The sequence below is a fragment of the Pseudomonas sp. K5002 genome (genome assembly GCF_013386655.1).
Classification (GTDB): Bacteria; Pseudomonadota; Gammaproteobacteria; order Pseudomonadales; family Pseudomonadaceae; genus Aquipseudomonas.
In genome coordinates, this window is sequence record NZ_JACARK010000424.1 from 1 (window position 1) to 2,681 (window position 2,681).

Consider the following 2,681-nt stretch of genomic DNA (forward strand, 5'->3'; position numbering starts at 1 on the left):
CGCCACACCCCGCTGCTCCAGCCACAACCCGCACAACACCAGGCACACATCAGCCCCTTGCGCCTGCAAGCGCAGGCACGCGTCCTCGACGCCCGAGCGGGCGTAGGTCGAGAGGGCAAAGCTCCACAGGTCAGCGCACATATTCACACCCAAGCCAGCGGCCAACGAAGCTGGTAGACTCCGCCGCCATTATGATCCGACTTCAAAGCCTAACATTACAGCGTGGCCCGCAACGTCTTCTCGAAGACGCCGAGCTGACCCTGCACGCCGGTCACAAAGCCGGCCTGATCGGTGCCAACGGCGCCGGCAAATCCACGTTGTTCGCCTTGCTGCTGGGTGAGCTGACTCCCGACTCCGGGGATTGTCTGCTGCCGGCCGACTGGCGCATCGCCCATATGCGCCAGGAGATCGACACCCTCGACCGCATTGCGATCGACTACGTGCTCGATGGCGACCTGCGCCTGCGCCAGGTGCAACACGACCTCGCCGAGGCCGAGAAAGCCCAGGACGGCGCCGCACAGGCCCGCCTGCACTCGGAACTGGACAGCGCCGACGGCTACACCGCCGACGCGCGTGCGCGCAAGATGCTTGCCGGCCTTGGCTTTACCAACGAACAGATGGACCGCCCGGTCGCCGACTTCTCCGGTGGCTGGCGCATGCGCCTGAACCTGGCCCAGGCGCTGATGTGCCCCTCGGACCTGTTGCTGCTCGATGAACCGACCAACCACCTGGACCTCGATGCGATCCTGTGGCTGGAAGACTTCCTGAAAAGCTACCCGGGCACCTTGCTGCTGATTTCCCACGACCGGGATTTCCTCGACGCCGTGGTGGACAACATTGCCCACGTCGACCAGAAGAAAATCACCCTGTACCGCGGCGGCTACAGCGCCTTCGAACGCGCCCGTGCCGAACGCCTGGCCCAGCAACAGCAGGCCTACGAGAAGCAGCAGGCGCAGCGCGCGCACATGGAAAGCTACATCGCCCGGTTCAAGGCCCAGGCCACCAAGGCCCGTCAGGCCCAGAGCCGGATCAAGGCCCTGGAGCGCATGGAAGAACTGTCGGCGGCCCACGTCGATTCACCGTTCGACTTTGTGTTCCGCGAATCGGTGAAAATCTCCAGCCCGCTGCTGGACCTTTCCGATGCCCGCCTGGGCTATGGCGACAAGACCATCCTCGAGAAGGTCAAGTTGCAGCTCACCCCTGGCGCGCGGATCGGCCTGCTCGGCCCCAACGGCGCGGGCAAGTCGACCTTGATCAAAAACCTCTCGGGCGAATTGCAGCCCCTGGCCGGTCGCCTGGTGCGCGGTGAGAACCTGGTGGTGGGCTACTTCGCCCAGCACCAGCTGGACTCCCTCGACGCCAAGGCCAGCCCGCTGCTGCACCTGCAGCGCCTGGCGCCGACCGAACGCGAACAGACCCTGCGGGACTTCCTCGGTGGTTTCGACTTCCGTGGTGCGCGCATCGACGAACCGGTGCTGAATTTCTCCGGTGGCGAAAAGGCCCGCCTGGCCCTGGCCCTGATCGCCTGGGACCGGCCAAACCTGTTGCTGCTCGACGAACCGACCAACCACCTCGACCTGGAAATGCGCCTGGCGTTGACCATGGCCCTGCAGGAATTCAGCGGCGCGGTACTGGTGGTGTCTCACGATCGCCACCTGCTCAAGAGCACCACGGATAACTTCCTGCTGGTGGCTGACGGCAAGGTCGAGGAATTCGACGGCGACCTGGAAGACTATGCCCGTTGGCTGTCGGACTACCGCCTGCGCAACGCGCCGGTCAGCAACACGCCGGTCAACCCGGACAAGACCGACAAGAAGGCCCAGCGCCAGGCCGCGGCTGCATTGCGTCAGCAACTGGCCCCGCACAAGCGTGAAGCGGACAAGCTGGAAGCCGAATTGGGCAAGATCCACGAGAAGCTGGCGAAGATCGAAACCAGCCTGGGTGACAGCGCCGTCTACGAGCCGGCCCGCAAGGATGAATTGCGCGACCTGCTGGCCGAACAGGCCAAGCTCAAGGTACGTGAAGCGCAGTTGGAGGAGACCTGGATGGAAGCCCTCGAACTGCTGGAATCCTTGCAAGCGGAGCTGGAGGCGCTGTCCTGATGGAAGCGCTGCAACTGCCGCTGCCGGCCCAATGGATTGCGCCGATCTGGGTTGCCGTACAAATTTTACTGATCCTGTTGGCTGGCTACTTCGCCCAGCGTTTCGTCGCCAAATGCCTGAACCGCCTGGGGGAACGTTATCCGTTCCCGCCGCAGTTGCTGATGCCGCTGCGCGGCGGCCTGCGCTGGCTGATCATGGGCAGCGCGCTGATCTTCGTGCTGGAGCGCCTGGGCGTCTCTGCCACGGTGTTGTGGACGGCGTTGTCGGGTTTTGTGGCGGTGGCCGCGGTGGCGTTCTTCGCCATGTGGTCGGTGTTGTCCAACCTGCTGTGCGCCATCCTGATCTTCACCGTCGGGCCGTTCCGCCTGGGCGATGTGGTCGAGTTGGTGGACACCGTCGACAAGCCCGGCGTCAAAGGCCGGGTGGTGGCGATCAACCTGCTCTACACCACGCTGATCGAAGTGGAAGAGGCCGGTACCGGCAGTGTCATGGTGCAAGTGCCCAACAGCCTGTTCTTCCAGCGCTCGGTGCGCCGTTGGCGCGGCAGCGACGTGCTGCCTTAACCTGTGGCGAGGGAGC

General features: G+C 64.4%; 3 protein-coding genes. 2 read left to right on the plus strand and 1 reads right to left on the minus strand.

The annotated features are described in order from the left end of the window. Positions 1-141 (minus strand): TIGR02444 family protein (locus tag HX846_RS19495; protein WP_178965926.1); only part of this gene is annotated, 141 nt, incomplete at its 3' end. Between the two features lie 50 nt (positions 142-191). Between HX846_RS19495 and HX846_RS19500 the strand changes: the two genes are divergently transcribed. Both HX846_RS19500 and HX846_RS19505 read left to right on the plus strand, forming a co-directional pair. Further along, positions 192-2,102: an ATP-binding cassette domain-containing protein gene (locus HX846_RS19500; RefSeq protein ID WP_003208841.1), complete on the plus strand. Its 1,911-nt coding sequence runs from the start codon at positions 192-194 to the stop codon at positions 2,100-2,102. Further along, positions 2,102-2,665, plus strand: a complete 564-nt coding sequence (locus tag HX846_RS19505; protein WP_003208843.1) for a mechanosensitive ion channel family protein — start codon at positions 2,102-2,104, stop codon at positions 2,663-2,665. Before HX846_RS19500 ends, HX846_RS19505 begins: the two co-directional genes overlap by 1 nt. Positions 2,666-2,681 lie beyond the last annotated feature (16 nt).